At 65.2% G+C, this 23658-nt stretch carries 23 protein-coding genes; 10 read left to right on the top strand and 13 right to left on the bottom strand.

What is annotated here, in order from left to right; genetic code table 11:
• Positions 1-7 precede the first annotated feature (7 nt).
• The 6 genes from glyA to ACQR0Z_RS22685 all read right to left on the bottom strand — a co-directional run bounded on the left by glyA (position 8) and on the right by ACQR0Z_RS22685 (position 4085).
• A complete protein-coding gene (gene glyA, locus ACQR0Z_RS22710; RefSeq protein ID WP_434862150.1) occupies positions 8-1312 on the bottom strand; it encodes a serine hydroxymethyltransferase in 1305 nt (434 codons plus the stop codon).
• 185 nt (positions 1313-1497) lie between these two features.
• Positions 1498-1959, bottom strand: coding sequence for a hypothetical protein (locus tag ACQR0Z_RS22705; RefSeq protein WP_434920102.1), 462 nt, complete (start codon positions 1957-1959; stop codon positions 1498-1500).
• A 123-nt stretch (positions 1960-2082) separates the two neighbouring features.
• Complete coding sequence (locus tag ACQR0Z_RS22700; RefSeq protein WP_434862148.1) at positions 2083-2304, bottom strand: hypothetical protein; 222 nt, start codon at positions 2302-2304, stop codon at positions 2083-2085.
• Between the two features lie 18 nt (positions 2305-2322).
• The gene (locus ACQR0Z_RS22695; RefSeq protein ID WP_434920101.1) at positions 2323-2547 is read right to left on the bottom strand and encodes a hypothetical protein; all 225 of its coding nucleotides are present in this window, start codon (positions 2545-2547) and stop codon (positions 2323-2325) included.
• A gap of 198 nt (positions 2548-2745) precedes the next feature.
• Positions 2746-3258, bottom strand: coding sequence for a transcriptional regulator LdtR (ldtR, locus tag ACQR0Z_RS22690; protein WP_008962376.1), 513 nt, complete (start codon positions 3256-3258; stop codon positions 2746-2748).
• Positions 3259-3617: 359 nt separating this feature from the next.
• On the bottom strand, positions 3618-4085 hold the full coding sequence (locus ACQR0Z_RS22685; protein WP_434878636.1) for a DUF6163 family protein: 468 nt from the start codon (positions 4083-4085) through the stop codon (positions 3618-3620).
• A 230-nt stretch (positions 4086-4315) separates the two neighbouring features.
• Between ACQR0Z_RS22685 and hemB the strand changes: the two genes are divergently transcribed.
• The 3 genes from hemB (at position 4316) to ACQR0Z_RS22670 (ending at position 6950) form a co-directional block, all read left to right on the top strand.
• Positions 4316-5368 carry a porphobilinogen synthase gene (hemB, locus tag ACQR0Z_RS22680; RefSeq protein ID WP_434862145.1) on the top strand — a complete coding sequence of 351 codons (1053 nt, stop codon included), beginning with the start codon at positions 4316-4318 and terminating at the stop codon, positions 5366-5368.
• Positions 5369-5539: 171 nt separating this feature from the next.
• Positions 5540-6085, top strand: a complete 546-nt coding sequence (locus tag ACQR0Z_RS22675; RefSeq protein WP_434920100.1) for an RDD family protein — start codon at positions 5540-5542, stop codon at positions 6083-6085.
• 88 nt (positions 6086-6173) lie between these two features.
• Positions 6174-6950: an arginyltransferase gene (locus ACQR0Z_RS22670; protein WP_434862143.1), complete on the top strand. Its 777-nt coding sequence runs from the start codon at positions 6174-6176 to the stop codon at positions 6948-6950.
• A 78-nt stretch (positions 6951-7028) separates the two neighbouring features.
• On the opposite strand, the gene ACQR0Z_RS22665 is transcribed toward ACQR0Z_RS22670, so the two are convergent.
• On the bottom strand, positions 7029-8411 hold the full coding sequence (locus ACQR0Z_RS22665) for an Nramp family divalent metal transporter (RefSeq protein ID WP_434920099.1): 1383 nt from the start codon (positions 8409-8411) through the stop codon (positions 7029-7031).
• A 198-nt stretch (positions 8412-8609) separates the two neighbouring features.
• On the opposite strand from ACQR0Z_RS22665, the gene ACQR0Z_RS22660 reads away from it, so the two are divergent.
• Together ACQR0Z_RS22660 and ACQR0Z_RS22655 are read left to right on the top strand one after the other, a co-directional pair.
• Positions 8610-9401 (top strand): class I SAM-dependent methyltransferase, encoded by a 792-nt coding sequence (locus ACQR0Z_RS22660; RefSeq protein ID WP_434920098.1) that lies wholly within the window; start codon positions 8610-8612, stop codon positions 9399-9401.
• Positions 9402-9503: 102 nt separating this feature from the next.
• Positions 9504-10730, top strand: coding sequence for an MFS transporter (locus tag ACQR0Z_RS22655; protein WP_434920097.1), 1227 nt, complete (start codon positions 9504-9506; stop codon positions 10728-10730).
• On the opposite strand, the gene ACQR0Z_RS22650 is transcribed toward ACQR0Z_RS22655, so the two are convergent.
• The 4 genes from ACQR0Z_RS22650 to dmeF all read right to left on the bottom strand — a co-directional run bounded on the left by ACQR0Z_RS22650 (position 10727) and on the right by dmeF (position 13973).
• On the bottom strand, positions 10727-11161 hold the full coding sequence (locus tag ACQR0Z_RS22650) for a universal stress protein (RefSeq protein WP_434920096.1): 435 nt from the start codon (positions 11159-11161) through the stop codon (positions 10727-10729). The genes ACQR0Z_RS22655 and ACQR0Z_RS22650 overlap by 4 nt on opposite strands.
• A 62-nt stretch (positions 11162-11223) precedes the next feature.
• Positions 11224-12495, bottom strand: coding sequence for an adenylate/guanylate cyclase domain-containing protein (locus ACQR0Z_RS22645; protein ID WP_434920095.1), 1272 nt, complete (start codon positions 12493-12495; stop codon positions 11224-11226).
• A 41-nt stretch (positions 12496-12536) separates the two neighbouring features.
• Entirely contained in the window at positions 12537-12941 is a 405-nt protein-coding gene (gene arsC / locus ACQR0Z_RS22640; RefSeq protein ID WP_434920094.1) for an arsenate reductase (glutaredoxin), read from the bottom strand.
• A 48-nt stretch (positions 12942-12989) separates the two neighbouring features.
• Positions 12990-13973, bottom strand: coding sequence for a CDF family Co(II)/Ni(II) efflux transporter DmeF (dmeF, locus tag ACQR0Z_RS22635; protein ID WP_434920093.1), 984 nt, complete (start codon positions 13971-13973; stop codon positions 12990-12992).
• Positions 13974-14169: 196 nt separating this feature from the next.
• Between dmeF and ACQR0Z_RS22630 the strand changes: the two genes are divergently transcribed.
• The gene (locus tag ACQR0Z_RS22630) at positions 14170-14988 is read left to right on the top strand and encodes a chromate resistance protein ChrB domain-containing protein (RefSeq protein WP_434920092.1); all 819 of its coding nucleotides are present in this window, start codon (positions 14170-14172) and stop codon (positions 14986-14988) included.
• Positions 14985-16376, top strand: a complete 1392-nt coding sequence (chrA, locus tag ACQR0Z_RS22625; RefSeq protein ID WP_434920091.1) for a chromate efflux transporter — start codon at positions 14985-14987, stop codon at positions 16374-16376. Before ACQR0Z_RS22630 ends, chrA begins: the two co-directional genes overlap by 4 nt.
• 12 nt (positions 16377-16388) lie before the next feature.
• Here chrA and ACQR0Z_RS22620 read toward each other — a convergent pair whose 3' ends face one another.
• Positions 16389-17363 carry a cation diffusion facilitator family transporter gene (locus tag ACQR0Z_RS22620; RefSeq protein ID WP_434920090.1) on the bottom strand — a complete coding sequence of 325 codons (975 nt, stop codon included), beginning with the start codon at positions 17361-17363 and terminating at the stop codon, positions 16389-16391.
• Positions 17364-17630: 267 nt separating this feature from the next.
• Positions 17631-19883: a DNA topoisomerase IV subunit A gene (gene parC / locus ACQR0Z_RS22615; protein WP_434862133.1), complete on the bottom strand. Its 2253-nt coding sequence runs from the start codon at positions 19881-19883 to the stop codon at positions 17631-17633.
• Between the two features lie 373 nt (positions 19884-20256).
• On the opposite strand from parC, the gene ACQR0Z_RS22610 reads away from it, so the two are divergent.
• From ACQR0Z_RS22610 to ACQR0Z_RS22600, 3 genes are all read left to right on the top strand, one after another.
• Positions 20257-21087: an alpha/beta fold hydrolase gene (locus ACQR0Z_RS22610; RefSeq protein ID WP_434920089.1), complete on the top strand. Its 831-nt coding sequence runs from the start codon at positions 20257-20259 to the stop codon at positions 21085-21087.
• A gap of 805 nt (positions 21088-21892) precedes the next feature.
• On the top strand, positions 21893-22111 hold the full coding sequence (locus ACQR0Z_RS22605) for a hypothetical protein (RefSeq protein WP_434920088.1): 219 nt from the start codon (positions 21893-21895) through the stop codon (positions 22109-22111).
• Between the two features lie 329 nt (positions 22112-22440).
• A complete protein-coding gene (locus tag ACQR0Z_RS22600) occupies positions 22441-23652 on the top strand; it encodes an ABC transporter substrate-binding protein (protein WP_434920087.1) in 1212 nt (403 codons plus the stop codon).
• Positions 23653-23658: the final 6 nt, after the last annotated feature.

Here is a 23658-nt window from a genome sequence, read left to right as displayed (position 1 = left end):
TTACGCCTTACTGATAGATGGGGAAGCGGTCAGTCAGCGCCTTCACCTTCTCCTTGACCGCGGCTTCCACCAGCGGCGCGCTGCCGTCAGGGCCTTGCGCGATCGCGTTCAGCACCTCGGCAATGAGGCTGCCGACCTGCTGGAATTCAGCGACGCCAAAGCCTCGGGTCGTCGCCGCCGGGGTGCCGAGACGCAGGCCCGAGGTGACGAACGGCTTCTCCGGGTCGAACGGAATGCCGTTCTTGTTGCAGGTGATGCCGGCGCGGACCAGCGCCTTCTCCGAGACGTTGCCCTTCAGCCCCTTCGGCCGGAGGTCGACCAGCATCAGATGGTTGTCGGTGCCGCCCGACACGATGTCGAAGCCCTGGGCGCGCAGCGATTCCGCCAGCGCCTTGGCGTTTTCGACGATGTTCTTCGCGTAGGTCTTGAACTCCGGCCGCAGCGCCTCGGCGAACGCCACCGCCTTGGCGGCGATGACGTGCATCAAGGGACCGCCCTGCAGGCCCGGGAAGATCGCCGAGTTGAACTTCTTGGTGAACTGCTCGTCGTTCCACAGCATCAGGCCGCCGCGCGGGCCGCGCAGCGACTTGTGGGTGGTCGTGGTGGTGATGTGGGCATACGGCACCGGCGAGGCATGCACGCCACCAGCGACGAGGCCGGCGAAGTGCGCCATGTCGACGAGGAGATACGCGCCGACGCTGTCGGCGATCTCGCGGAAGCGCTTGAAGTCCCACGGGCGCGAATAGGCGCTGCCGCCGGCGATGATCAGCTTCGGCTTGACCTCTTCCGCCTGCTTCGCCACCGCGTCCATGTCGATCAGATGATCGTCGCGGCGCACGGTATAATGCGCGGCCTTGAACCACTTGCCGGACATGTTAACCGGCGAGCCGTGGGTGAGATGGCCGCCCGCGGCGAGGTCGAGGCCCATGAAGGTGTCGCCGGGCTGCAGGAGCGCCAGGAACACCGCCTGGTTCATCTGGCTGCCGGAGTTCGGCTGGACGTTGGCGAAATTGGCGCCGAACAGCTTCTTGGCGCGGTCGATCGCGAGATTCTCGGCGACGTCGACCCATTCGCAGCCGCCATAATAGCGCGCGCCCGGATAGCCCTCGGCGTACTTGTTGGTCATCACCGAGCCCTGGGCCTCCAGGACCGCCCGGCTGACGATGTTTTCCGAGGCGATCAGCTCGATTTCGTGCCGTTGCCGACCGAGCTCACCCTTGATGGCGGCGGCGATCTCGGGATCGGCCTCGGCCAGGGTGGCGGAGAAGAAGGAATCGACGGACGAAGCGGGCTTGGCGCTGGAAGCGGTCATCGGCGAATATCTCCACGTCCGCAAAGCCTTACGTGGCTTGCGGTCGGTTCGGTGAAGGCGGTCGGAAAAGACCCTTGCCCTGTACCATACGGGCGGCGGCAGGCCAAGGGACAGGCCAAGCGGTTGCGGGTCAAACCGGACAATTGCGCCAGATATGGTGGACGGCCGCGGGAGCAAGCCCCTGTTCAGGCGCCACCGCAGGCGTGCCAGCTCTCCGACATCTGCCAGGTCTCGTTGGTCCGCGGGTTGATCGCCTTGTAAATTCTCCCCCGATCATCTCCGGGCGGACACTTCTTGGGCTTGAAGACGGTGCCAAGACGCACGGGATCACCGATTTTGGAATGGGCCACGCCGGCATTCCACGCCGCGTCGATCTGCTCGGCGCCGTTCTGATACTGCACGTAGGTGCCCTGATCCATCATGGGCTCACCGTCCTTGTCGAGCGTCTCGCCGGACTTGAACGGGGTGGGCGAAAGCGGGCCATCCGACCGATCCGCGATTTTCGTGATCGTCGTTTCTGCGCAGGCTCCGACCCTTCCTAACGCCTTCCAGGCTTTCGTCACGGTCGGGGGAGCAACCGTCTCGGCTAAGCTCGTCGACCAATTCGATTGCGCACACGAGCCAGCCAAAATCACTGCTGCACTCACCCAAGGCGTCAACCGCATCGTTGCCCCCAAAAACAAACAACCCGCATGAAACCGGACGGTCTCATACAGGTTGTCGGTATCATGAGGCAAGCGTGAGGCGCGAGTGGCCTCGCGCCAAAGACATCAAAGCCCGGTGTAGCCCGCCTTCACCGGATCGACGCGGCCGTCGAGCTGGCGCAGATAGGTCAGGCCGCAAACCGTGAGGCGATGCGGATCGCGTTCGCCGGCTTCGAACAGCGTCTGGATGTAGGCGCTCACCTTCTGGCGTGCTTCCTGGCTGGCCGCAGCGGTGCGGTTCGCGAGCAGGTCGTAGGTGTGCATGATGCGATCGATAGCGGCTTCCATATCATCCCCTCTTGATGGTCAGGCCGCATGGGCCGTCTCGAACATCGAGATCGCCCTGTTTGCGAGCCTGAGCTTGTTGAACTCTCCGCGGTGGATCAGCTGCACGAGGATGTCGACGAGACGATCATCCGGCGTGATCGTGTCCGGCATGGCCCCCGACAAACGCAGATAGTTGGCCGCGATCGCGTAGGCGTCGCTGACCAGTTCCACGTTCATGACCTGCATTCCGTGATCGTGCAGCATTGGCCGACCTCCGGACGAGACAAGTCCGAGCGGCCGGATTGGTTCCAGTCGGTTTCTCGCAATCGCGAATGATGATCGGGCAAACAAAGAAAAGCGCCGGCCCGCATGGGCCGACGCGAGGTCGAACTCGAGGGATCGACGACTGTCCGGTCTTGGCTCTCTTGGGTCGGAGGCCGGGTCAGCCGAAGTGAGATCAGCTCAGAGCCGATACAGGATCTGGTCGGTCCAGAACCGCTCGAGGCGATGCAGCGACTTGTTGAGCGTGGAGAACTCCTCGCTCGAGATGCCGCCGACCTGCTCCACGGTCTTGACGTGCTTCTGATACAGCGAGTCGACGATGCGGCGGATCTCCTGGCCCTGCGGGGTCAGGCGGATGCGGACCGAGCGGCGATCGACGCGCGAGCGCTGGTGATCGAGGAAACCGAGCTCGACCAGCTTCTTCAGATTGTAGGAGACGTTGGAGCCGAGATAGTAGCCGCGCGTGCGCAGCTCGCCCGCGGTCAGCTCCTTGTCGCCGATGTTATAGAGCAGCAGCGCCTGGACCGAATTGATGTCGGAACGACCGCGACGGTCGAACTCGTCCTTGATGACGTCGAGCAGACGGCGATGCAGCCGCTCCACCAGCGTCAATGCTTCTAGATAAAGCGACTGCACGGTGCCACCCTGGCCGGGCGCAGCAGTCTCCACGGCCGTCGCAACGGCTTTCATCATGACACTTCCCCTGTCGTCGTTTTTGTCGACTTATTCGACGAAACTTGCGTCCCGTCTGATAGAGCGAACTTAAGGGGGTGCTTTGAAGATCGCCTTAAATAAGAGCATAAAGAGAGAATGAATCGCGGAGAGTGAATCGTCTTTTAATTCAGTAATTACAGAGGGTTTCGCAAGAGTCCGTTGACGGTGGAGACGCCATGTTCTCGCTTCGTTTCATCCACCTGTCGCATTCCAAAACACGCCTGGGTAGCGCCGCTAAGGTCTCTGTAACAGCTGTGGCAGGCGGTCTTAAGGTGTTCGAAACATTACTTGCATCGCGCTGAAAAGATTTATGCCGTGCAAGGATTGCAGCCCACCACCTACGGTGGCCGCTCGCGAGCCGCCATCCAGGCCAGCACGAGATACGCGGCCAGCATGACCGCCTCGCCGGCGACCACCAGCAGGTTGCCGCCATAGATGCCCGGGAACATCAGCTCGATCACCGCCATCGAGACCACGGTGGTCAGCCACACCACGGCGCCCCAGGGTGTCGCCAGCCACAGCCCGACCGCGGCGACGAGCTCAATCACCGCGAAATAGACGGTCGCAGCCTGCCAGGCCATGGGCTGGTTTTCGAACGCCTCGTCCTCGCCGCCGATGAAGCCGGTGACCTGGGCCCAGTGATAGAGCCCCTTGGCGATGGACAGCATCGCCATCACGCGCAGGAACAGCACCAGCCGCCGCGTCCAGACATTGTCGTCGCCTTCGCGCCGGTCCGAGGAGAGGGCCGCGACCGACATGGCGGTGTTGTCGCGCGCCAGATCTCGCGCCGAGGGGATCTCAGGCATGGGCGCTCGAGCAGAACTGGCACGTCGTCAAGGGGATCATCGAGGCCTCTCAAGACCGGAAGGATGGCGATTCCTGGGCCTGGGCGGCACCGTGAAACCAACCGGGCCGGAAATCAACCGGGCTGCTTGCGTCAGGTCAAGTGACGCGCGACGTGCAAAGTGGTACAGATTGTTCGAATTACAACAAATCAAAATCCGGCTCGCCGGCCAGCTCAAGGAGCCAGCACCCCATGGCGATCAAATTCGGGCGCCCGATCGAACTGCGCGATGTCGCGCACAATCCCTCCGCTCCGGCGCTCGATCTGACCATCCGGCCGCGTCGCAACCGCAAGGCCGAATGGGCGCGGCGACTGGTCCGCGAGAACGTTCTGACCACCAATGACCTGATCTGGCCGCTGTTCGTCGTGGCAGGCGACCGCGTCCGCAGCACCGTGGTCTCGATGCCGGGCGTGGAACGGCTGAGCGTCGACGAGATCGTGCGCGACGCCGAGCGCGCGGCCAAGCTCGACATCCCCTGCATCGCCCTGTTCCCCTATACCGACCCATCGCTGCGCGACGAGCACGGGTCCGAGGCCTGCAATCCGGACAACCTGGTCTGCCAGGCCGTGAAGGCGATCAAGAAGGAATTCCCGGAGATCGGCGTTCTCTGCGACGTCGCGCTCGACCCGTTCACCAGCCATGGGCACGACGGCCTGATCAGGGATGGCCGCATCCTCAACGACGAAACCGTCGCGGTGCTGGTCCGCCAGGCCCTCGTCCAGGCCGAAGCCGGCTGCGACATCATCGCGCCGTCGGACATGATGGACGGCCGCGTCGGCGCAATCCGCCAAGCGCTCGACCAGTCAGGCTTCCTCGACGTTCAGATCATGGCCTATGCGGCCAAATACGCCTCCGCGTTCTACGGCCCGTTCCGCGACGCGATCGGCTCGGCCAAGACGCTGAGCGGCGACAAGCGCACCTATCAGATGGACAGCGCCAACACCGACGAGGCGCTGCGCGAGGTCGAGCTCGACATCGCCGAAGGCGCGGACATGGTGATGGTCAAGCCGGGCATGCCCTATCTCGACGTCGTCAGGCGTGTGAAGGACACTTTCAGCATGCCGACGTTTGCCTATCAGGTGTCCGGCGAATATGCGATGATCGCGGCAGCCGCGAACAATGGCTGGATCGACGGCGATCGGGCGATGATGGAGAGCCTGCTGGCCTTCAAGCGCGCCGGCGCCGATGGCGTCCTCACCTATTTCGCGCCGCAGGCGGCGGAGCGGCTGCGCCGTCAGGGGTGAGACCTGGACCGTCGCAATTCGACCGCCGGCGCTCGAAGCCGCTTCGCTGGTCGCGCCCGCCACACGCGTCGCTGAAACGCCGGAAATTTGCCGCGCGCGTTGCAAGGATTGCCCCTTGCAAGCGCGCGCGCTGTTCCCATGTCCTGTTGGCCAGTTCTGGAGGGGACAACCATGGCGTATACGGGCCCAGGCAATGGCGGCTGGAGCAGCGGCGGAGCCGGGATCAGACCGCACGCCTATGATCCCTACCAGCAGCCGGAGCTGTTCCGCGGCGTGCTGACACGGCGGGCGATTGCCTTCCTGATCGACCTGCTCGTCCTGTCCGTCCCGGTCATTCTGGCCGTGATCTTCATCGCCTTGTTCGGCGTGGTCACGCTCGGGCTTGGCTGGGCGCTGTTCTGGCTGGTGTCGCCGGCTTCCGTGATCTGGGCGATCGTCTACTACGGCGCCACGATCGGCGGCCCGAACTCGGCGACGGTCGGCATGCGGGTCATGGATCTGGAGGTACGAACCTGGTACGGCGCGCCGGGCTACTTTGTGCTCGGTGCCGTGCACGCGGTGTGCTTCTGGATCTCGGTGTCGGTGCTGTCGCCGTTCGTCCTGCTGGTCGGACTGTTCAATGGCCGCCGCCGGCTGCTGCACGATTTCGTGCTCGGCACCGTCGTGATCAACACGTCGGCGCGGGCCCAGCCCGCCGGGGCCGCACGGACGTGGTGAGACATCGCACGTCGCATCAAAAGCGATTGACCGGTCGTCTCCGGAGCGCAATTCTGTCTGATATCGCCTCGGAGGCACACGACGTTCCTTGACCCAGCACTCGCGTGATACCCCGCAGTTCTACCTGACTGCGCCATCGCCCTGCCCGTATCTGCCCGGGCGGCAGGAGCGAAAGGTTTTCACGCATCTGGTCGGCGACAAGGCCACCGATCTCAACGACCTCCTGACCCATGGCGGCTTTCGCCGCAGCCAGTCGATCGCCTACCGGCCGGCCTGCGACCAGTGCCGCGCCTGCGTGTCGGTGCGGGTGATCGCCAACGAATTTCGGCCCTCTCGTAACTTCCGCAAGGTGCTCGCGCGCAACTCCGATCTGGTCGGCGAGCAGCGCAGCGCGGTTCCGACCTCCGAGCAATATTCGATCTTCCGCAGCTATCTCGACCAGCGTCACCGCCACGGCGGCATGGCCGACATGACGGTGCTGGACTACGCCATGATGGTGGAAGACAGCCACGTCGAAACGCGAATCATCGAATATCGCAAGCGCAACCTGAGCAACGGACCGAACGCCCGCGGCGGCGAGCTGATCGCCGTGGCCCTCACCGACGTGCTCAGCGACGGGCTGTCGATGGTGTACTCGTTCTTCGATCCATCCGAGACGACGCGCTCGCTCGGGACCTTCATGATCCTCGATCACATCGCCAGAGCCCGGCGGCAGGGTCTGCCTTACGTCTATCTCGGCTACTGGATCGAGGGCTCGAAGAAAATGGACTACAAGAGCCGCTACCTGCCGCAGCAGCGGCTTGCGGCTGCGGGCTGGCTGCGGATCGACGCCGAGGGCGGCACCGCGCCGGAGCCGCAGGAGTGAAAGCGGGCGAATAGCGATTGGCGAATAGAGCTCTTCCGTTTCCCTATTCGCTACCCTTTGTTCGCCATTCGCCTCTCATCATCCCGTCGCCAGATCCCACACCAGCTTCGCATTGAGCGCGATGATCACGGCCGCAATGACCGCGGCGATGGCCGTCAGCCAGCGCGGCGCCACGAACTGCCCCATCTTGGCGCGGCTCGCGGTGATCAGCACCAGCGGCACGATTGCGAAGGGCAGCTGCAGGCTGAGCACGACCTGACTGAGGATCAGGAGCTGACCCGTGGCCTTCTCGCCGGCCCAGATCGTCACCACGACAGCCGGCACGATCGCGATCATGCGGGTGATCATCCGGCGCAGCCATGGCGCGATCCGCCACTGCAGGAAGCCTTCCATCACGATCTGGCCTGACAGGGTGGCGGTGATCGTCGAGTTGAGGCCGCAGCACAACAGCGCGATGGCGAACAAGGTTGGCGCGAGCGTCGAGCCCAGCAACGGGGCCAGGAAGGAATGCGCCTGGTCGAGCTCGGCGACGTCATGCTGGCCGGTGCGGTGGAAGGTGGCCGCCGCGAGAATCAGGATCGAAGCGTTGATGGTGAGCGCGAGGCACAGCGCCACCGTCGAGTCGATCGTCGACAGCGTGATCGCCTCACGCTTCTCCGCCGGACTGTCGCCATAGCCGCGGGTCTGCACCAGGCCGGAATGGAGGTACAGATTGTGCGGCATCACGGTTGCACCGAGGATGCCGAGCGCCAGATACAGCATCTCGGGATTGGCGAGCAGCTGGCTGCTCGGCACGAAGCCCTTCACCACCCCCGCCCAATCCGGCTGCGCCATCGCGATCTGGATCGCGAAGCAGAGCGCGATCACGCCGAGCAGAGCGACCACGAAGGCCTCGATCCAGCGAAAGCCGAAGGCCTGCAGGGCCAGGATCAAGAACACGTCGAGCGCGGTGACACAGACGCCGATCGACAGCGGCAGCCCGAACAGCAGGCTGAGACCGATCGCCGTGCCGATGACTTCGGCGAGATCGGTGGCCGTGATGGCGATCTCGGCCGACAGCCACAGCGGGATCGAGACCCAGCGAGGCGTGGAATCCCGGCACGCCTGGGCGAGATCGCGGCCAGTGGCGACGCCAAGCCTCGTGCACAACGACTGCAGCACGATCGCCATCAAATTCGACAGCAAGGCGACGGACAGCAGCATGTAGCCGAACTTGGCCCCACCGGCGAGCGACGTTGCCCAATTGCCGGGGTCCATGTAGCCGACCGCGACCAGATAGCCGGGGCCTAGAAACGCAATCAGCTTGCGCCACAGCGAGCCCTTGGCGGTGGTACGCACGGACGCGAACATGTCGCCGAGCGACGGGTCACCCCGCTCGTTGCGCCAACCTCCCGCCATCAGGCTGTCACCCGGGGGAACCATGGCATGCAGTTGCGAGAGGTCTGACGATTTTGCGTCCATGACATCATCCTGAACGAAACCGACCTTTAATGCAACTTATTTGCAAAAGCGGATTGCAGAGGCCGATCGGCCAGCCGACGCTGGCAAAGTTCGCGCCGCGCTTCATCATCGGGACAGCCCGCTGATGCCGATTCGTCTCTGGTCGAAGGCAGAGCCATGGCCGCCGCGCGAGCCGTCGCCCCATTCACGGAATTCAAAATGCTGTCTACTCAACTCGGTCTCCGGCCCATCTCGAACGCGCCCGTGCCCTGCAAGATCTGTGACGGTCCTGCCAATCTGTTCGGCGTGGTCGACATGAACCGCCCCTGCCAGATCGCGCATGTGCCCAACGCGCCGCTGTCGGGCGTGCCGATCTACTACCGGCGCTGCGCCGATTGCGGATTTCTGTTCACGGACGCATTCGACGACTGGAGCATCGAGCAGTTCAGGACCCACATCTATAACGACGGCTATGAAGCGGTGGATCCAGACTATCGGATCAAGCGGCCGACTGACAACGCTGCGGCCATTGCCCGCTTCTGGGGGCCGCACAAGGCCGGCATGCGCGTGCTCGACTATGGCGGCGGCAATGATGTCCTCTGCGCCGGCCTGCGCGCGCAGGGCTTCGGCGAGGCTGTGACCTACGACCCGATGGTGCCGGAGCACGCGGCCCGTCCCGAGGGCAAGTTCGACCTCGTGACCTGCTTCGAGACGCTGGAGCACGTGCCCGATCCGCTGGCGACGATCGGAGCCATTGCGGCCTGCCTGGCCGAACCTGGCGGCGTGTTCTACTCGACACTGACGCAGCCCGACGATTTCGACACCCAGGGCATGGGCTGGTGGTACGTCGGGCCGCGCAACGGGCACATCTCGATCTACACCAAGCACGCGCTGGCGCTGGCCTGGAACAAGTTCGGCTTCAAAACGGCGCCGCTGAACTCGGGCACGCATCTCGCGTTCAAGACGCTGCCGCCGGAATGGGGCCTGGAGGAAGCACCGAGTGCGGCTTAGATCGGCGCGAGTCTGACACCGCGGCGCGGGCTGATCGGAAAGCGGGTGGGCGCGAGGTGACCTGCGGCGGATGATGACGGCCTCCTCATGCCAGGTTGTCTCATGCCCCTCCCGCTCCGCTTGCCCGCCAGCTTTCATCGGCTCGCCTTCTCCAATCTCACCGCGCAATCGGCCGAGCAGATCGCGCTTGCCGCCGCACCGATCGTCGCGGTGCTGGCGCTCGGTGTCGGCGAGGGTGAGACCGGCCTGCTGCAGACGGCGCTGACGGCGCCGTTCGTGTTGTTCGCCATTCCCGCCGGATTGCTCGCCGACCGCATGCCGCGGCGGCGGCTGATGGCTGCGGCGGAGGCAATGCGCGCGCTTGCGCTGCTCGCGATCCTGCTGGCCTTCGCGGCCGGGATGCTCGCGCTGTGGCTCCTGGCTGCGCTCGGCTTCGCGGCCGTCTGCGGCACGGTGGTGTTCAGCGTCGCCGCGCCGGCCCTGGTGCCGAGCTTGGTGCCGCCAAGCGAGCTCGCGCGCGCCAATGCACGGATCGAACTCGCCCGCACGATCGCCTTTGCCTGCGGACCGGCGCTCGGCGGCGTGCTCGTCGGCTGGATTGGCGGCGCGCTGGCCTTCGGCACGGCCGCGGCGCTGTCGCTGATCGCAGCCGTCTTGCTCGCGGGCATCTCCGAGCCCGCTCGCGTCCCCATGCCGCGCCGCCACCCCCTGGCCGACATCCGCGACGGCGCGGCATTCGTGCTGCATCATCCGCTGCTGCGGCCGGTGTTCGTCACCCAGTTCGTCTTCAACACCGCGCACTTTCTGCTGCTCGCCGTGTTCGTTCCCTACGCCGTTCACCGGCTTGGCCTGTCCGTAGGCGGCGTCGGCACGGTGCTGTCGATGTTCGGCGCCGGCATGGTGTGCGGGGCGCTGCTCGCAACGCGGCTCATGCGACGTCTGCCGTTCGGCACGGTGATCGGGCTCGGCCCCGTCACCGGCTTCGTCGCGGCGCTGGTGATGGCGCTCACGACGCTCGTCCCCTCTCCCTATCTGGCCGCGCTCAGCTTCTTCCTGCTCGGCGCCGGACCGATCCTCTGGGTCATCTCGACCACCACCTTGCGGCAGGCGGTGACGCCGGCCGGACTGCTCGGGCGAGTCTCGGCGATCAACATCCTCAGCTACGGCGCACGCCCCCTGGGCTCGCTGCTCGGCGCCATCGTCGGCGGCCGCTACGGCGCCGACGCCTGTATCTATCTCGCCGCCGCCATCTTCGGCCTGCAGGCGCTCGTCATCCTCGTCTCGCCCGCGGTTTCGATCGCGCGGCAGCCCGCACCGCAGCCGGCCTAGCGATAGACCAGGATCGGCACGGTCGAATGCGTCAGCACCTTCAAGGTCTCACTGCCGAGAAGCGCGGAGACGCCACGCAGGCCGTGCGAGGCCATCAGCACCAGGTCGCAAGCCTCGTTGCGCGCGGTCTCGACGATCGCCTCATAGGGCTTGTCATGCTCGACGCAGAGCGTGGCGCAGGCGACGCCCGCCTGCTCCGCATCATCCCTGACGTGATCGAGATATTTCGCGGTCTGGTCGGCCACCAGCGACTTGTATTGCGCGAGCGCCTTGGTGGCGGCGTGAGGATCGACGACGAGGGAATGCAGCGGCGTCGACACCACCAGCGCGGTGACCCTGGCGCCGGTGGCCTTGGCCAGCGCGACACCGTGCTTGATGGCGGCCCTGGACAGGTCGGATCCATCGGTCGGCAGCAGAATATGCGTGTACATGTGCGTCATCTCCCCGGCCGATGATGCTGGGCAGACTCCGCGCTGCTGGGCATTGACGTGCGTCAAGGGTGCGACATCTCGTCCGAGAGGTAGCTCTCATAGGCTTTCGTCGCAGGCCGGCTCGCCGCGATCTCGGGATCCAGCGTGTAGAGATCCTGCGCGCGGCCGATGCCGCGCAACGCGTAGCGGCCGGTCGACACCAGATAGCGCCGGCCCTCGTCGTCGAGCCCCGCGCAGAACTCCGACGACGCCAGCAACTCGCGATCGACCGAGCGACACATCGAGGCGATGCGGCTGACCTCGTTGACCGCCGGCCCCACCACGGTGAAATCGAGCCGGTCCTCGCTGCCGATGTTGCCGTAGAACACCTCGCCAACATGCAGGCCGACATAGGCCGTGGTCACGGGCCGCCCCTCCCCGCTTCGCCGCGCATTGAGCTTCAGGATGTTCAAGCGGAAGCGATGCTCGGCACGCAGCGCAGCCTGCCGCGCCGTCGCCATGTCGCCGGTGAAGATCGCCAGAACGCCGTCACCGATCAGCTTCAGCACGTCTCCGCCGGATTCGTAGATGGCTTCGATCGAGGCTTCCGCATAGTCGTTGAGCAGCGGGATGATCTCGTCCGGCGAGATGCTCTCGGAAATCGCAGTCGAGCTGCGCAGGTCGGAGAACCACAGCACGGCATTGATGCGCTCGGTGACACCGCGGGAGATGCGGCCGCGCAGCACCTGCTCGGAGGCATCGCGCCCGAGATACACCCGGCCGAGCGTGCGTACGATGTCGACCTGCTGCGCCGACTTGATCGTGAACGCCAAGAGCGGGATCAGGTCGCGCAAAGCGCCGATCTGTTCCTCAGTGAAGCCGTCGTGACGGCGCGTCAGCCAGTTCGAATAGAAGCAGTCCATCTGGCCGAGCGTGCCGGCTTCGCCGAACCGGTGCACGAAGGCAAGGTAGTGCTTATGGCCCTGGGCCGAGAGTTCCTCGATGACCGGAAAATCGAGATGCGCGGAGTTCAGCAGGTCGATGCGGAACTCATCGTCACCGCTCTCCAGCATGTGATGGAAGACTGAGCGCCGCCAGTTCTGGGCCGCCTCGCCCTCATTGCTCGAGCCGTATTCGAAGCTGTCGGGCTCGTTGGTGTCACGGTCGTTCCAGCGGAAGCCACGGCCTTCGAAGATCGGATGCAGCGTGTCGATGATCGTGAGGCTGCGCGACAGTTCGAGCCCGGCCGCGCAGCAACGCTCGCAGAACCCACGCAGGATTTCGTTTTCCGGCACGCCGGTGAGGCCCTGCGCCGTGAGCCAATTGATCACTTCGAGACGGGTCGCCGTGTCCATTTTCTCACTCACCAACGCGTCACAAAATGCTCCGGACAGCTTCAGGCAGGCCTCGCCACCACCTCGCCATCCTCCTTGGTGAAGGAGGCAACGGGATGGTCCAGCAGGTCGAGCACGAGTTCCGACGGACGGCACAGCCGCGCCCCCTTGCCCGTCACCACGATCGGCCGATTGATCAGGATCGGATGCGCGAGCATCGCCTCGATCAACTGGTCGTCGCTCCATTTGGCATCGCCGAGGCCCAGCTCGCCATAGGGCGTCCCCTTTTCGCGCAGCACCTCGCGCACCCTGACGCCCATCGCATTGATCAGCGCCACCAGCTGCTCGCGGCTCGGCGGCGTCTTCAGGTATTCGATGACATCAGGCTCCTCGCCGGAGGCACGGATCATCGCCAGCGTGTTGCGCGACGTGCCGCAGGCAGGATTGTGATAGATCGTAACGGTCATCGGGGCAGTCCATCCAACTGAAGCCAAGAGCAATTTCAGAAGCCGTTATCAGACATGCAAGCCGTGCTCCACCTCCACGGTGACATGGCTGAGGCCGTGCAGGTCACGCAAACGCTGCTTGTACATGGCCGGGGCCAATGGCGCATTGGAAACGATCGAAGCCACCACGGCGCGGTGCCCGGGCCCGACCTGCCACAGATGCAGATCGGTGACGCGGTCCCCACTCGCTTCGAGTCGCGCCCGGATCGTGGCCTCCAGCCGTCGGTCGCCATTGACGTCCAGCAGCACCGCGCCGGCATCGCGGATCAGTGCATAGGCCCAACTCGCGATCACCAGACTGCCGATGACGCCGACGGCGGCGTCGGCCCAGCTCCAGCCGAGAGTCATGCCGATGACCAATGCCCCGATGGCCAGCAGCGAGGTCGCTGCGTCCGCGAGCACGTGCAGATAGGCCGCGCGCAGATTGTTGTCGTGATGACCATGGTCATGATGGTCGTGGTGATGATCATCATGGCCGTGATGGGCATGATCGTCATGGTGATCGGCGTGATGGTGATGGCCGTGATGATGATGCTGGTGTGAATCCGCCAGCAGCCAGGCGCTGACGAGGTTGACCAGAAGACCGAGGACGGCGACCGCGATCGCTTCGCCATAGGCGATCGGCTCCGGACGCAGCAGCCGGATCACGCTCTCATAGGCCACCTGGACCGCGATGATCAGCAGGATGATCGCGCTCGAGAACGCCGCGAGCTCGCCGAACTTGCCGGTGCCGAAGGTGAAGGACGGATTGCGGGCGTGGCGGCGGGCAAACAGGTAGGCCAGCCCGGCGATGCCGAGCGCGGCCGCGTGGGTGCCCATGTGCCAGCCGTCCGCCAGCAGCGCCATCGATCCGAACAGCGAGCCGGCGGCGATCTCGCCGGCCATCATCACCAGGGTCAGCCCGACCACGAACCAGGTACGGCGCTCGTTGCGCTCGTGCTGCGCGCCGAGGAAGACGTGATCGTGGGCCCAATGATCGGCTTGTGATGGCATCTATCGTTCTCCTCATCGGTCCCGGCGCGCACCGCCGTGCGCGGCATCGAACTTATCACAGGACAAAGCGACCGCCCTGTCGCGATTGACACCGCAGACCGGTTCCGCTGTAATGTTCCCATGGGGACTTCGCGATCTCCCCACGAGGCGACATGCCCAAGTATCGCGTCCCGTCATTTTCGCACGAGGACGCATAATGTCATCCTTCGCATCGATTTCTCCCGACAAGCTGAGCCGGTTGATCGGAACCCCGAACGCACCCGTCCTGATCGATGTACGCACCGACGAGGATTTCAGCGCCGATCCAAGGCTCCTTCCCGGCGCCATCCGACGTGACGCCTTGACGGCTGCGCAATGGAGTTCGGAGTTCGCCGGTCGTTCGGTGATCGTCATCTGCCAGCGCGGCGCCAAGCTCTCGCATGGCGCTGCGGCCTGGCTTCGCGTGGCCAAGGCCTCGGCCGAAAATCTCGAGGGTGGCTTCGAGGCCTGGAAGGCGGCCGGTTTGCCGCTGGTGCCGATGTCCAAGCTGCCGCCGCGCGACGACCACGGACGAACGGTCTGGGTGACGCGCGCACGGCCGAAGATCGATCGCATCGCTTGCCCCTGGCTGATCCGCCGGTTCGTCGATCCGCAGGCGGTTTTTCTCTATGTTGCGCCATCCGAGGTCATCGCCGTGAGCGAGCGCTTCGGGGCGGCGCCGTTCGACGTCGAAAACACCTTCTGGAGCCATCGCGGAGAGCTTTGCACCTTCGATGTGATGATCGAGGAATTCTCTCTCACCACGCCTGCCCTGCAACGGTTGGCCACGATCGTCCGCGCCGCGGATACGGCGCGGCTCGATCTCAGCCCCGAAGCGCCCGGCCTGCTCGCCGCCTCGCTCGGGCTGTCGCGCATCTACGATGACGACCTCGCCCAACTCGAGGCTGGCCTTGGGCTCTACGATGCGTTCTATCGCTGGTGTCGCGACGCGACTACCGAGTCGCACAATTGGCCGACGAGCAAGGTGAAGCCATGACCGATCTGGTCTCATCGACTGCCCCCACCAAAGCTGACGCCGGCCACGGCGTCAGCTTTGCCGAGGCGTTCAAGGTCTGGCTGCGCGTAGCGTCGCTGTCGTTCGGCGGCCCGGCCGGGCAGATCGCGGTGATGCACCGGATCATCGTCGACGAGAAGCGCTGGGTCTCGGAGAGCCGGTTCCTGCATGCGCTGAACTACTGCATGCTGCTGCCCGGACCGGAGGCGCAGCAGCTCGCGACCTATATCGGCTGGCTGATGCACCGGACGGCCGGCGGCCTGATGGCCGGCGGGCTGTTCATCCTGCCCGGCATCATCGCGATCATGGCCTTGAGCTGGATCTACGTCGCATTCGGTCATGTCTGGTTCGTCGAGGCGCTGTTCTTCGGGCTGAAGGCGGCGGTGCTCGCGATCGTCATCCAGGCGGTGGTGCGCGTCGGCAGCCGCGCGTTGCGTAACACCGTCATGATCGGGCTCGCGGCAGCGGCGTTCATCGCGATCTTCTTCTTCGCGGTGCCCTTCCCGCTGATCATCATCGCCGCGGGACTGATCGGCTATCTCGGCGCTCGCGCCGGCCGGCCGGAATTCGCCGCGGCGGGCCATGGCTCCAGCGGCAATGGCGATGGCGACAGTGCGCTCGGCGAGACCCTGCCGGAGCACGCCCGGCCGAATGGACGGCGCACGCTGCTCACCGCGCTGGTCTGGCTCGCGCTGTGGCTGGTGCCGGTCGCCGCCATCGTCGCGGTGACGGGTATCGGCAGCACGTTCAGCCAGATCGCGCTGTTCTTCAGCAAGATGGCGATGGTGACGTTCGGCGGCGCCTATGCGGTGCTCGCCTATGTCGGTCAGCAGGCGGTCGAGCACTATCACTGGCTGACCCCTCCGGAGATGCTCGACGGGCTCGGCATGGCCGAGACCACACCGGGGCCGCTGATCATGGTGCTGCAATTCGTCGGCTTTGTCGCCGCGTCGCGCGATCCCGGCTCGCTCTCGCCGCTGATTGCCGGCACGCTCGGCGGCCTGCTCGCGACCTGGGTGACGTTCGCGCCCTGCTTCCTTTGGATCTTCGTTGGGGCGCCGTATATCGAGCGACTGCGGGGCAACAAGGGCCTTGCGGGTGCGCTCGGCGCGATCACGGCGGCGGTGGTCGGCGTGATCCTCAATCTCTCGATCTGGTTCGCGCTGCATACGCTGTTCCGCCAGACCGTGCCGGTCAGCGGCTTCGGTCTCGACTTCGATGCGCCGGTGCTGTCCAGCGTCGACGGCGCCGCGCTGCTGCTGTCGCTGGCCGCGGCGGTCGCGATCCTCCGCTTCAAGCTCGGCATGCTCACTGTGCTGGCTGCGTCATGCGCCGCCGGTGTGCTGATCAGGCTGGCCGGCTGGAGCTGACGCATCGCGATCTCACACCACGTCGGCCGGCGCCAGCTTGCACGGCTTGCCATCGGCCTCGATCTGCAGGGTGGAATGCTGGATCTTGAAGCGCCGTGACAGCTCGGCGCAGACCTTGTGCAGGAACGCGTCGTCGGTACCGCCGGGACACACCAGATGCGCTGTCAAGGCGGTCTCGTTGGTGCTCATCGCCCAGACGTGGAGATCGTGCACCTCGCTGACGCCGTCGAGCGACGCGAGATAGTCGCGCACCTCCGGCAGCGCGATGTCGCGCGGCACGGCGTCGAGCGCGAGATTGACGCTATCGCGGGCGAGATCCCAGCCGCTCAGCAGCACGACGAGCGCAATGACGAGGCTGACGACCGGGTCGACCCACAGCCAGCCGGTCCAGATCGTGATGGCGGCAGCGACGACGACGCCGAAGGACACGGCGGCATCGGCCGCCATGTGCAGATACGCGCCGCGGATGTTGAGGTCGCTGTCGCGGCCGCGCATGAACAGCATCGCGGTCGCGCCGTTGATGACGATGCCGAGCGCGGCCACCCACAGCACGGTGACGCCGGCCACCTCGCCCGGATTGCGCAGGCGGTCGAACGCCTCGACCGCGATGCCGCCGACCACGAGCAGCAGCAGGCCGGCATTGATCAGCGCCGCCAGGATCGAGGCGCGGCGATAGCCGTAGGTGTGGCGGTCGGTCGGGCGGCGCCCGGACAGCCACAGCGCGCCCCAGGCCAGCAGCAGCGACATCACGTCGGAGAGATTGTGGATGGCGTCGGAGATCAGTGCCAGTGAGTTGGCGGCGTAGCCGAACACGAGCTCGGCGATGACGAAGGCGGTGTTGAGCGAGACGCCGACCGCGAACGCCGTGCCGAAGCTGGTGGGCGCATGGCTGTGGCCGGCGTGGGAGTGGGAGTGAGAATGGGCGTGGGAGTGACCATGGAGATGGTCATGATCGTGGTCGTCGTGATGTTGGTGTGAGTGCGCCATCTGACAACCTACAAGCTGACAACCTACGACGCGGTGCTGATCATTGGCTCAACTGTCGTCCCGGCGAACGCCGGGACCCATAACCACCGGCGGCATTTGGTTGGCACGCGCGTCGCTCCAGCCTGCCCCATCCCGCGTCCTGTGGTTATGGGTCCCGGGTCGGCGCCCCACGCGCTCCGCGCGCGGGACTTGCACGGGACGACGACCTTTTTTGTCGTCGCGGTGAGTGGCAGACCGAAGAGGCGTTCGATCGTCACTCTGCCCGCCTCACTCGATCGGCCGGTTGAACTTGTTCGACTTCGGCAGGCCCTGCGCGATGCGGCCGGCGTCGGCGCGGTTGCCGCGGTAGTCGGCGAGGTCCTTCCAGCTCAGGCCCTGGTCGCGGCCGGCAGAGTCCTTCCAGGCGAGGCCCTGCTTCTGCTCGAAGGTCGTGACGTCGGACAGCTGCGCGCTGGTGTATTTCTGCAGGCGGACGCCGCGGCCGCGCGCCATCTCGGGCACCTGGTCGAGACCGAACACCACCATCTTGTGGTTGGTACCGATGACCGCAACCTGATCGCCGGTGACCGTGCAGATCGCGCGTGCTTCCGCCGGCGCCGTCACGTTCAGCACCTGCTTGCCCTTGCGGGTGTTGCTGACGCAGTCCTCTTCCTTGACCACAAAACCCTGGCCGTCGGAGGCCGCGACCAGGAACTTGCGCTCGCCCTTGGTGACGAACATCGAGACGATCGAGGCGTCCTGGTCGAGGTCGATGAACATGCGGATCGGCTCGCCATGGCCGCGGCCGCCCGGCAGCTTGCCGACATCGAGCGAGTAGAACTTGCCGTTGGTCGCGAACAGCAGCACCTTCGAGGTGTTCTCGGCAAAGAACCATTGGCCGAGCTGGTCGTCGGTCTTGAACTGCAGGTTCGACAGATCGGCGACGTGCCCCTTCAGCGTACGCACCCAGCCCTTCTCCGAGACGACCACCGTGACCGGCTCGCGCTCGATGAAGGCCTCCTCGATGGCGGCGAGATCGTGCTCGGGCGCATCGGCGAAATTGGTGCGGCGCTTGCCCAGCGGCGTCTTCGGCCCGAACATGTCGCGCACGGTCTTGACCTGCTCGCCGACCTTGGCCCACTGCAGCTGCTCGGAGCCGAGCAGCTCGTTGATGCCCTTCAGCTCGCCGCGCAGGTTCTTGTCCTCGGTGCGGATCTCCATTTCCTCGAGCTTGCGCAGAGAGCGCAGGCGCATGTTGAGGATCGCCTCGGCCTGCACCTCGGTCAGCTTGAAGGTCTTCATCAACACCGGCTTCGGCTCGTCCTCGGTGCGGATGATCCGGATCACCTCGTCGATGTTGAGATAGGCGATCAGATAGCCGCCGAGAATCTCCAGCCGGTTCTCGATCTGCTTCTTGCGATAGTTCGAGCGCCGCAGCAGCACGTCGCGCAGATGGTCGAGCCATTCGCGCAGGCACTCGGCGAGGCCGACCACCTTCGGAATCTTGCCCTTGATCAGCACGTTGAGGTTCAGCGGAATCTTGCTCTCGAGGTCCGTGAGCCGGAACAGCGATTCCATCATCAGCGCGGGATCGACGTTCTTCGACTTCGGCTCGATCACGAGCCGCACGTCTTCTGCCGATTCATCGCGGACGTCGCCGACCAGCGGCAGCTTCTTCTCGTTGAGCAGCTCGGCAATCTTCTCGACCAGGCGCGACTTCTGCACGAGATACGGGATCTCGGTGATGACGACGATCCAGGTGCCGCGATTGCCCTCTTCCTGCTTCCACTTGGCGCGGACGCGGAACGAGCCGCGACCGGTGGTGTAGGCCTCGATGATCGACTCCTTGGAGTCGATCACGGTGCCGCCGGTCGGGAAGTCCGGGCCCTTCACCCAGCGCAGCAGCGCGCGCGACTTCGCATCCGGCTTCTCGATCAGATGCAGCGCGGCGTCGCACAATTCGGCGGCATTGTGCGGCGGGATCGAGGTCGCCATGCCCACCGCGATGCCCTGCGCGCCGTTGGCGAGCAGGTTCGGGAAGCCGCCGGGCAGCACCACCGGCTCCTTCGACTGGCCGTCATAGTTCGGCCGGAACTCGACGCCGTCCTCATCGATCCCCTCGAGCAGCAGCCGCGCGACGTCGGTCATGCGCGCTTCGGTGTAGCGGTAGGCGGCCGGGTTATCGCCGTCGATATTGCCGAAATTGCCCTGGCCGTCGACCAGCGGATAGCGCGAGGAGAAATCCTGCGCGAGGCGCACCATCGCATCGTAGATCGCCTGGTCGCCATGCGGATGGAACGAGCCCATCACGTCGCCGACGATCTTGGCCGACTTCTTGAACGCGGTGCCGGGATCGAGCCGCAGCAGCCGCATGCCGTAAAGGATGCGCCGGTGCACCGGCTTGAGGCCGTCGCGGGCGTCGGGTAGCGCGCGGTGCATGATGGTCGAGAGCGCATAGGCAAGATAGCGCTCTTCCAGCGCCTCGCGCAACGCGACCTCGTGAATCTCCGCCGGCTCCGGCGGAATCAGTGATTTTCCCATTAGCGTCGAGCTTTCAGAGGGTTAGCCCAAAGACTTGAGCCAACGTGAACGATTTGGGAACACGCTTTATGCGATCGCGGGCCGCGGTGCAACGATGGGGTCGCAGGGTTCCGGCGGGCGAAGGACCGGGACCCGCCACGGAACACCAGGGGACGTGCAGAAATCGAGCAGCTTCGCTCCTCCCGCACGACGGCGGCGGTTAGCTCATGAATGGAGCAGCCGGCACCGATCCCCCTACGGCGCGACAGTGTCGCACATACCTCAGTATTGCTGAGAACGTCACTCGCCCTCGCTAAGGTGCCGCCACGCCTCCTCGCAGGGCTCGTGCCCGGGCGTGGAGCGTCCCCCGATTCCCCATCAGAAAGGCAGACCCATGAGCTCAGGATTCGTGACGACATCGGACGGCACGCAGATCTACTACAAGGATTGGGGCTCGGGGCAGCCCATCGTCTTCCATCACGGCTGGCCGCTGTCGTCCGACGACTGGGACGCGCAGATGCTGTTCTTCCTCGAAAAGGGTTTTCGCGTCATCGCGCATGACCGTCGTGGCCATGGCCGCTCGAGCCAGACCGAGAACGGCAACGAGATGGACACCTACGCGGCCGACGTCGCGGCGCTCACCGCCAAGCTGGACCTCAAGGATGCCGTCCATGTCGGTCACTCCACCGGTGGCGGCGAGGTCGCGCGCTATGTGGCCAAGCACGGCAAGGGCCGCGTCGCCAAGGCCGCGCTGCTCGGCGCGGTGCCGCCGATCATGCTGAAGACCGCTAACAACCCCGGCGGCCTGCCGATGGAGGTGTTCGACGGCTTCCGCGCGGCGCTCGCCGCCAACCGCGCGCAGTTCTTCCTGGATATCCCGACCGGCCCGTTCTACGGCTTCAACCGCGACGGCGCCAAGATCTCCGAAGGCGTGATCCGCAACTGGTGGCGCCAGGGCATGATGGGCGGCGCCAAGGCGCACTACGACTGCATCAAGGCGTTCTCGGAGACCGACTTCACCGAGGATCTCAAGGCGATCGACGTGCCGGTGCTGCTGATGCACGGCGAGGACGACCAGATCGTCCCGATCGACGACGCCGCGCGCATCGGCATCAAGCTGCTGAAGCATGGGACGCTCAAGACCTATCCGGGCTTCCCGCACGGCATGGCCACGACGCATGCCGACGTGATCAACGCGGACCTGCTGGCGTTCATCAAGGGGTAGCTTCCCCCTCGGTGTCGTCGCCCGGCTTGACCGGGCGACCCAGTAATCACCAGCGCTCATGATTGAGCCGATGGGCCGCGGCGTACTGGATCGCCCGCCTGCGCGGGCGATGACGACTGAGACCGGAGCGACTTACAACTCATCATCAGACGCGTCTCCGCGCTCTCGCGACGCAATTCACGCCCGAGCTATCCAATTAGATCACCCTCTCCAAACAGAGGGCGCAGGGAAGGCCGGACCTCGACTGAGGTCCGTGGCCCGCCTGCGAGAAAGAGTGCAGGCGGCAGGTACCACGGGTCAGCCGGACGACCCGGCCTTCCCTGCGCGATGGGCTTCCGAGTTATACGCAGTCTCCCCGGTGTCCGGGCTTGTTAGCCACCGTCGTCAGCGCGATGCCTGAGGGCATCCATCGCCGACTTGACGCCAGCATCGGGGCGCCAGGACGCTGCGATTTCATCGTCCTGCCGGACTCGTTCGTCCACGCACACAAGGCACGCTGCGAGCCGACAGGCCACCGCTCCCCGCCTCGCGTGTCGTGACGATCGCGCGCAACGCCCCTCCGAGTGAGGCGGGATGCGGGGAAAGATCGGCCTGATTTGCCCGACGACACAAGCCGAAGCGCCTGCGACGGATTGGCTCGACGGGCAGTTTGCGCATGGGAGATGCCTGATTCTGCATATCCGAAGCACTACCAGCCGGGAACCCGCCCGCGCCGCGGCGCGTTACTGATCGTGTCATTCGTCGAGCATCGCAGCGTATCGCGTCGTCGATCATCAGCCGAAGCCCTTGCTGCGGACAGCTTGCCATGAAGGACTTTTCAGACGCCGCCTTTTCGCCCGACGTGATCGCGCTGATGACCCAGGCACTCGACGGCGCGGTCGCCGCCCTGCCCGAGCCTGTGAATTCGACGCATGTCACCTTGCTCGCCGAATCGGTGCTGCGAACCGCCAAGACCGGCGAGCGGGATCCGACGGTGATGCAGCGGCTCGCCCTGCTCGAACTGCAGCTCATGCCGCGCATGTAGGCCGGGCGTTCAAATCGACCGGACGTGAAGGAAGATCAGCCCCACCCCGTCATTCCGGGGCAAGGCCGTAGGCCTTGAACCCGGAATCCCGAGATTGTTTTGCGTCCATCATCTCGGGATTCCGGGTTCAATCGTCAACGCGCGAACGCGCGTTGTCGATTGCCCCGGAATGACAGCGCGGATAGCGGCACCGTTGCGGAAGAGGAGCGCGCCTCGCAACATCCACAAAGCGACGCGGCAGCAAGACATTCGTCATTGACAAATCTATTCGCCATTGCCTAACTTCACGGCATCACCGCCAACAGAGCGGACGAACCGGGGAGGACTTCATGCGACGGCAATTTCTCGCCTGCGCGTTTCTGGCAACCACATCATTCATCGCGACCAGCGCCTCGGCCCAGGTGTCGGACGACGTCGTGCGCATCGGCGTGCTGACCGACCTCTCGAGCTGGGGCCGCGACAACAGCGGGCCGGGCTCGGTGGAAGCGGCGAAAATGGCGGTGGAGGAGTTCGGGCCGACCGTGCTCGGCAAGCCGATCGAGATCATCAGCGCCGACCATCAGATGAAGACCGACGTCGGCACCACCATCGTGCGCGACTGGTTCGACAACGGCAAGGTCGACGCGGTCGTCGACATCCCCAATTCCGGCATCGCGATCGCCGTGCACAACATGGTGCGCGAGCGCAACAAGATCGCGCTGCTGTCCGGCCCCGGCGCGAGCTCGCTGACCGACGAGCTGTGCAGCCCGAACACGGTGCATTTCACCTACGACACCTACGCGCTCTCCAAGGTGACGACCTCGGCCGTGATCAGCCAGGGCGGCAAGTCCTGGTACTTCATCACGGCGGACTATGCGTTCGGCCAGCAGTTGGAGAAGGACGCTGCCCGCTTCATCAAGGAGCTCGGCGGCACCATCCTCGGCGGCGTCAAGCATCCGACCAACACCGCGGACTTCTCCTCCTTCGCGCTGCAGGCGCAGAGCTCGAAGGCCGACGTCGTCGCCTTCGCCAATGCCGGCCAGGACACTGACAACGCGATCAAGCAGTCCGGCGAGTTCGGCCTGGTCAAGGGCGGCCAGAAGCTGGTCGGCCTGTTGATGTTCGACACCGACGTGCATGCGATCGGGCTCGAGGCCGCGCAGGGCACCTACATGACGACGGCATCGTACTGGAACATGGACGAGGCCACCCGCGCCTGGTCGAAGAAATTCTACGCGCGCACCAAGGTGATGCCGACGATGATCCAGACCGGCGTCTACGGCTCGGTGCTGCATTATCTGAAAGCGATCAAGGCCGCCGGCACCGATGATCCGAAGGCCGTCATGGCCAAGATGCGCGAGCTGCCGATCGAGGATACGTTCGTTCACGGCGGTCGCTTGCGCGAGGACGGCCGCGTGATCCGCGACATGTATCTCGCCCGCGTCAAGACACCGTCGGAATCGAAGGAGCCGTGGGACTATCTGGAGATCGTCAAGACCGTGAAGGGCGAAGATGCGTTCCGGCCGGTCTCCGAATCCAAGTGCCCGCTGTTGAAGAAGTAGGAGCAC

The sequence above is a fragment of the Bradyrhizobium sp. HKCCYLS3077 genome (assembly GCF_051167555.1).
Lineage (GTDB): Bacteria > Pseudomonadota > Alphaproteobacteria > Rhizobiales > Xanthobacteraceae > Bradyrhizobium.
This window is presented reverse-complemented; position numbering and strand designations above follow the sequence as displayed.

Excerpts from the sequence above, each read along its gene's own strand:
- glyA (WP_434862150.1), bottom strand. The coding sequence starts at position 1,312 with ATGACCGCTTCCAGCGCCAAGCCCGCTTCGTCCGTCGATTCCTTCTTC.
- ACQR0Z_RS22700 (WP_434862148.1), bottom strand. The coding sequence starts at position 2,304 with ATGGAAGCCGCTATCGATCGCATCATGCACACCTACGACCTGCTCGCG.
- ACQR0Z_RS22695 (WP_434920101.1), bottom strand. The coding sequence starts at position 2,547 with ATGCTGCACGATCACGGAATGCAGGTCATGAACGTGGAACTGGTCAGC.
- ldtR (WP_008962376.1), bottom strand. The coding sequence starts at position 3,258 with ATGATGAAAGCCGTTGCGACGGCCGTGGAGACTGCTGCGCCCGGCCAG.
- ACQR0Z_RS22685 (WP_434878636.1), bottom strand. The coding sequence starts at position 4,085 with ATGCCTGAGATCCCCTCGGCGCGAGATCTGGCGCGCGACAACACCGCC.
- hemB (WP_434862145.1), top strand. The coding sequence starts at position 4,316 with ATGGCGATCAAATTCGGGCGCCCGATCGAACTGCGCGATGTCGCGCAC.
- ACQR0Z_RS22675 (WP_434920100.1), top strand. The coding sequence starts at position 5,540 with ATGGCGTATACGGGCCCAGGCAATGGCGGCTGGAGCAGCGGCGGAGCC.
- ACQR0Z_RS22665 (WP_434920099.1), bottom strand. The coding sequence starts at position 8,411 with ATGGACGCAAAATCGTCAGACCTCTCGCAACTGCATGCCATGGTTCCC.
- ACQR0Z_RS22660 (WP_434920098.1), top strand. The coding sequence starts at position 8,610 with ATGCTGTCTACTCAACTCGGTCTCCGGCCCATCTCGAACGCGCCCGTG.
- ACQR0Z_RS22655 (WP_434920097.1), top strand. The coding sequence starts at position 9,504 with ATGCCCCTCCCGCTCCGCTTGCCCGCCAGCTTTCATCGGCTCGCCTTC.
- ACQR0Z_RS22650 (WP_434920096.1), bottom strand. The coding sequence starts at position 11,161 with ATGTACACGCATATTCTGCTGCCGACCGATGGATCCGACCTGTCCAGG.
- ACQR0Z_RS22645 (WP_434920095.1), bottom strand. The coding sequence starts at position 12,495 with ATGGACACGGCGACCCGTCTCGAAGTGATCAATTGGCTCACGGCGCAG.
- arsC (WP_434920094.1), bottom strand. The coding sequence starts at position 12,941 with ATGACCGTTACGATCTATCACAATCCTGCCTGCGGCACGTCGCGCAAC.
- dmeF (WP_434920093.1), bottom strand. The coding sequence starts at position 13,973 with ATGCCATCACAAGCCGATCATTGGGCCCACGATCACGTCTTCCTCGGC.
- ACQR0Z_RS22630 (WP_434920092.1), top strand. The coding sequence starts at position 14,170 with ATGTCATCCTTCGCATCGATTTCTCCCGACAAGCTGAGCCGGTTGATC.
- chrA (WP_434920091.1), top strand. The coding sequence starts at position 14,985 with ATGACCGATCTGGTCTCATCGACTGCCCCCACCAAAGCTGACGCCGGC.
- ACQR0Z_RS22620 (WP_434920090.1), bottom strand. The coding sequence starts at position 17,363 with ATGGCGCACTCACACCAACATCACGACGACCACGATCATGACCATCTC.
- parC (WP_434862133.1), bottom strand. The coding sequence starts at position 19,883 with ATGGGAAAATCACTGATTCCGCCGGAGCCGGCGGAGATTCACGAGGTC.
- ACQR0Z_RS22610 (WP_434920089.1), top strand. The coding sequence starts at position 20,257 with ATGAGCTCAGGATTCGTGACGACATCGGACGGCACGCAGATCTACTAC.
- ACQR0Z_RS22605 (WP_434920088.1), top strand. The coding sequence starts at position 21,893 with ATGAAGGACTTTTCAGACGCCGCCTTTTCGCCCGACGTGATCGCGCTG.
- ACQR0Z_RS22600 (WP_434920087.1), top strand. The coding sequence starts at position 22,441 with ATGCGACGGCAATTTCTCGCCTGCGCGTTTCTGGCAACCACATCATTC.